Source organism: Streptomyces wuyuanensis, assembly GCF_900103455.1.
Classification (GTDB): domain Bacteria; phylum Actinomycetota; class Actinomycetes; order Streptomycetales; family Streptomycetaceae; genus Streptomyces; species Streptomyces wuyuanensis.
In genome coordinates, this window is record NZ_FNHI01000048.1 from 1 (window position 1) to 4,829 (window position 4,829).

At 67.0% G+C, this 4,829-nt stretch carries 4 protein-coding genes and 1 pseudogene; 4 read left to right on the plus strand and 1 reads right to left on the minus strand.

Annotated elements, in window-relative coordinates; all coding sequences use genetic code 11:
* Positions 1-474: 474 nt before the first annotated feature.
* From BLT82_RS36120 to BLT82_RS38510, 3 genes are all read left to right on the plus strand, one after another.
* Positions 475-1,386 carry a helix-turn-helix transcriptional regulator gene (locus BLT82_RS36120; protein WP_093662683.1) on the plus strand — a complete coding sequence of 304 codons (912 nt, stop codon included), beginning with the start codon at positions 475-477 and terminating at the stop codon, positions 1,384-1,386.
* 181 nt (positions 1,387-1,567) lie between these two features.
* Complete coding sequence (locus BLT82_RS36125) at positions 1,568-1,798, plus strand: transposase (protein ID WP_167746200.1); 231 nt, start codon at positions 1,568-1,570, stop codon at positions 1,796-1,798.
* Positions 1,799-2,552: 754 nt separating this feature from the next.
* Complete coding sequence (locus BLT82_RS38510; protein ID WP_244529951.1) at positions 2,553-2,816, plus strand: CGNR zinc finger domain-containing protein; 264 nt, start codon at positions 2,553-2,555, stop codon at positions 2,814-2,816.
* Between the two features lie 221 nt (positions 2,817-3,037).
* On the opposite strand, the gene BLT82_RS38515 is transcribed toward BLT82_RS38510, so the two are convergent.
* Positions 3,038-3,583: a CGNR zinc finger domain-containing protein gene (locus tag BLT82_RS38515; protein WP_167746201.1), complete on the minus strand. Its 546-nt coding sequence runs from the start codon at positions 3,581-3,583 to the stop codon at positions 3,038-3,040.
* Positions 3,584-3,659: 76 nt separating this feature from the next.
* Between BLT82_RS38515 and BLT82_RS36140 the strand changes: the two are divergent.
* Positions 3,660-4,454 (plus strand): annotated as a pseudogene (locus tag BLT82_RS36140) (winged helix-turn-helix domain-containing protein); the annotation flags it as partial.
* Between the last annotated feature and the right edge of the window lie 375 nt (positions 4,455-4,829).

Below are 4,829 nucleotides of genomic sequence, written 5' to 3' on the forward strand. Positions count from 1 at the left end.
CAACGACACCCTCCTGCCCACCGAACTCACCGCATAGCCTCAAAACGAGATCGCCGAGTGGCCGTCGATACACCACTCCAACGGACGTGACCCCAAGGCCGCCGCGACCTGTGCGTGATGGTCTCCTCGGCGCCGGCGCCGGCGGCTACTGCCCTCGCGGGTGGTGGTCCACTTCGTTCTCGCGCCGGCTCTGTTCGAGCACGGACTCGCATCCCGCCCTCGAAGCTGAACGCGACGGTGCTGCGGTTGTCATCCGACGGTGGCCAGCGTGGTCGATGGGCTGGACGCAGGGGTCGACAGGGAGCGCGAGGTAAGGCGCGGCTGCCGTCCACTCTCGCCCCGGGGCGCGCCTTCCGGCCTGTGAACGATACGGGCCGGCGGCTGGGGGCAGGCAGGAGACCAGCCTGCCGAGGTGGTCAAGGATAGTACTCACAGGGAGACCATCCGAGGCTGTCCGTAGGGCACCATGAGCGCGTGTACCCCGAAAGTGAGTTGGCAACATTCCTACGATCGCGCCGGGAACAGGTGAAACCCGAGCAGGTTGGGTTGCCGTCTTCCGGCCGGCGGCGGGTCCCTGGTCTGAGGCGAGCAGAGCTCGCCATGCTCGCCGGCCTGAGCATGGAATACCTGGAGCGCCTGGAGCAGGGCAGGGACACCAATCCGTCGGTCGCCGTGCTTGCCGCGCTTGCCCAGGCGCTGCAGATGTCTGATGACGACAAACGACACCTTGCGCTGCTGGCCATGAAGCGGCACACCTCCGCGCTGTTCCCCAGTCCCCGCCCGGTCAACGATGTGCCGCGCCCGACGTTGCCTGTGTTGCTGGATCTCCTGGATCCCACTCCGGCCTGTCTGCTGGGGCCGATCTGCAACATTGTGGCCTGGAATGCGTCGTGGGAGAGGCTGGGCAGGCCGTTGGGAGCGCTGGACAGCAACCCGCCCAACCTGCTGCGCAACCACTTTCTGACGTCCGCATCGCGGCGGGTCTTCACCGGCGACGACTGGGCAGCAGAGGCGGACGAGCTGGTCGGCTTTCTGCGGTCCGGCCAACCGTACTGGGGCGACGACGACGACTTCCGGGCGCTGGTCGACGAGCTCAGCGCGGCTCCCGAGTTCGTGACCCGGTGGGCCGCCCACTCAGTCGCGTCCCAGCAGCCGGACATCAAGCAGATCTTCCACCCGGAAGCTGGGATCCTGCACATCACGGTCGAGATTCTCCACGAGGGGGACGGCAACCACTGGCTCCAGGTGTGGCTGCCGCGCAACGAGGAGACCGCAGCCGCGATCAGCGCGCTCCTGGACACGCCGATGCGCGCGATTCCCAGTGACACCGCGCGTCCGCAGAACCAGGCACCGCACAGCGCTCCTGATCCGGAGACCGGGGGGTAAACCCCGGGCTCGGACACCTGCCAGGACGTCGCTGTCCCGGCGGTCACCACCGGGGGGTCGACGGCGGCTTCGGCTGTTTCCAGGGAAGCATCTGCACGCAGGCGCTGAGCACCGGGGTTCCCCCGAGATGCGGGGATGGGCGACAGCGGGTCAGATGGGACTCGTGAGAGGCACCTCGATCATGGCTGCCCCCAGAAAGCACTCGCTCGAGTTGCGTGAGCGGGCGGTGCGGATGTACCGCACCTCCGCTCCGAAGCCGCAGATCAAGAAACCGGCCCTCGACCTCGGCGTGGATTCGGAGGCCCTGCGCGGCTGGATCCGGCAGGCCGAAGCCGATGCCGGCGAGCGCGACGACCGGCTCACCACCGACGAACGCGCCGAGCTCGCGGCCCTGCGCAGGGAGAACACCTAGTCTTCTGAGTCAGAAATTTTATTCAGATATATACGCTTGCTTCATGCACGGACGGGGCGGCCGAAGGCCGAGCTGAGACTGAGGCTTTTCCATCATCGGTCTGAGCTGGCCAAATGCAGGGTGAGGACGGCGTGCGGCGTGGAACGACGCCGCACCCATTCCGCGAGCGCGGCGCGCTCCTCGTCCGGCAGTGAGCCCTTTCCAACTTGCTCGTGAGGTTGGGTAGTTGAGCTGTCCGATGGTCAGGAAGAGGTCGTCCAGTTCGAGGTCCCACTGCGCGGCGGCCTGCGCGGTGATCACCCTGGGAGGCTGCCCCGCCGCTGTCACTGTCGGCGGCGTTGTCGCACGATCGAGGGGCGGTCCCCGTGAGATCGCCCCGCACGATCGAAGTCCCGCTATGCTCCCGCCACCCGGCGAAAAGACCAGGTCAGACAGTGAAATCCTGCTGGAGTACTAAGCGCCAAGGCCGGAGCCCACGCTCGACACCCGGCAAAAGGAACGCGGCCAGATAGAAGCGGCAGACCTCCTGCTAGCACTCCTGAACACCACACCTACCATCGACGGTGCGGTACAAGATCAGCTCGCGATTGAGGCAGCGGCCCGCTCGTGGATCACGAAGCACGGCGAGGGTGAAGGGTCTCAGGAGGATGTCGCCACCCTGCGCACCATCCGCGACGCTCTGCAGCGCGTCCTTGTCGAGGGTGCCCCTCCACACGATTTGGCACCAGCAATCCAGGGTGTCAGCTATCGTCCCGTGCTGGACGATAACGGGCTCACCTGGCACCTGAGTGCTCCGGCCGACCGTGAGCTCGCCGCTCGTGCCGTGATCGAATGGGACGGCGTCAGGCGCACGGCTTCGAACCGGCTGAGAGCCTGCGGGAATGACAAGTGCACCTTGTTCCTTCTCGACCGGTCGAAGAACAACAGTGCGCGATGGTGCTCGATGTCCAGCTGTGGCAACCGGTTGAAAGCCCGCCGCTACTACGACCGCCAGAAGAACAAGGTCACGCCGCACTGACCGACACGCTGCCGTTTGCTTCTCGCGTCACCGCCCAATCGGGGTCATACCGTGCCAGAGCGCTCAAGCGCGGCCCCGTTGCAGTCGCCCGCAGCCAAGACCTGGCCGGACCAGATGTTGGATGCCAGCAGGCGACGTACTGCTTCGGTCCGGATCGTTACCGCCCGCCACGGTGCCTGCAGACCCCTTGAGTGACGAGTCCGCGCCGCCGTGGGTGGTGGTCACGGAGGCCCGCCGCTGCGGTGACGAGCGAAGCTACGTGCGGCCCGCACGCGGTTTCCGCAGCGCTTCGAATGCCAGCGTCTGCGAGGGTCGGTACGCAAGAAGAGCACCACGCAGTCGTCCGCGGCGCACTCGACCAGGTTCTCTGATGCTGCGGCGAGATTCACGACCGCGCTGGCCAAGCCGGCCAGCAGCTCGGTCAGATTGTTCGCGTCCGGTGATCCGCTGGCAGCGAAGTGGACCGCACTGTTCCAGTCGCCGTCGAGTTGCTCTGCCCTCGGAGCCGCCACGCTCGCAGCGTTGACAACGTCCAGGTCCTGGGGTGGTGGGGTGAGTCCTGCACTGCGGGCGCGCAGGATCCAGCGGGCACTGTCACGCAGTTCAAGCAGCGCCGCATGGTCGCGTCCCGAGATCGGAGAGTCGTAGCCAAGCTCTCCGGCGAGCCATCCGGCCGCAGCGTCACGGTCGGCGAGCTGGTCGATCAGTCCGGTTGGCCGGTCCAAGCGCGTATTGACGAACGCGAGGGTGCGCTGGCTATCAAACACCACAACAGTCTACTGACCTTCAAAGCGTGGTGTCGGCGGGGCTGACGGTTCATGATCCCTGCGGTATGCCGACGGCATGAGGTATGCGCAAGGGGGCGGACTGACCGACGAACGGCGGGCCCTCCGCGAGAAGTTGAGGATGGAGGCGGCCGAGCGGTTCCGGCAGGGCGACGAGAGCCCGGTCATCGCTCACGACCTGCGGGTCAGCGTCCGGTCGGTACAGCGGTGGCGCGGGGCCTGGTCACAGAACGGGACCAGAGCTCTGGCGTCCAAGGGCCCGGCATCGCTGCCGCTGCTCAGTGACGAATTGTTCGCCGTGCTGGAGCGGGAGCTGGCCAAGGGGCCCGTGGCACACGGCTGGCCGGACCAGACCTGGACCTGTCGCGGATCAAGAAGCTGATCGGGCGTCGCTTCCACACGAGCTACACCGTGCAAGGGGTGGCCGCCCTGCTCAAGCGGCATGGCTGGAGCTGCCAGGTTCCCGCCCGGCGGGCGGTCGAGCGGGACGAGACCTCGGTGGCCGGCTGGGTGAAGGAGACCTGGCCCCAGGTGGAAGGACCGTGGCGGCGCTCGACGCCTGGCTCGTCTTCGAGGACGAGGCCGGCTTCTCGATGACGCCGCCGACCACACGCACATGGTCCCGCCGCGGCCACACCCCGGTGATCCGCGTGCGGGGCCGCTCGCGCCGCCGCTTATCGGTGGCCGCCCTGGCCTGCTACAAGACGGGCGAACGCTCGCGGCTGATCCACCGGCCCTGCCCGGACATTCGGCCCGACGGACGCAAAAGCTTCTCCTGGAAGGACTACCGCGACCTTGTCGAGACCGCCCACCAGCAGCTCGGCGGCCCGATCGTGCTGGCTGGGACAATCTCAAGTGCGCCACGAGGCGCGACGGAATCGAGTGGAGGTGAAAGGACTCCACCGCCGGGCGGTCGCAGCCGCCTGGTGAAGCTGAGGGAAGTCGCTGCCTGGGAACGCAGGTGGCGGCGGGAAGCAGCCCTGACAAAGTACGGGACGGGTCGGCACTGTCAGACGGCCTGGGTCCGGCAAGCAGCGAGGAGAAGGTGTACGCGAGGAACCGCGTCTGACGCCCCGTAAGTGTCCCGCTCGGCTCAAATCTGACGGATACGGGCCGGGTTGCGGCGCATGACCGGGTCACGTCCGTTGGAGTGGTGTATCGACGGCCACTCGGCGATCTCGTTTTGAGGCTATGCGGTGAGTTCGGTGGGCAGGAGGGTGTCGTTGTT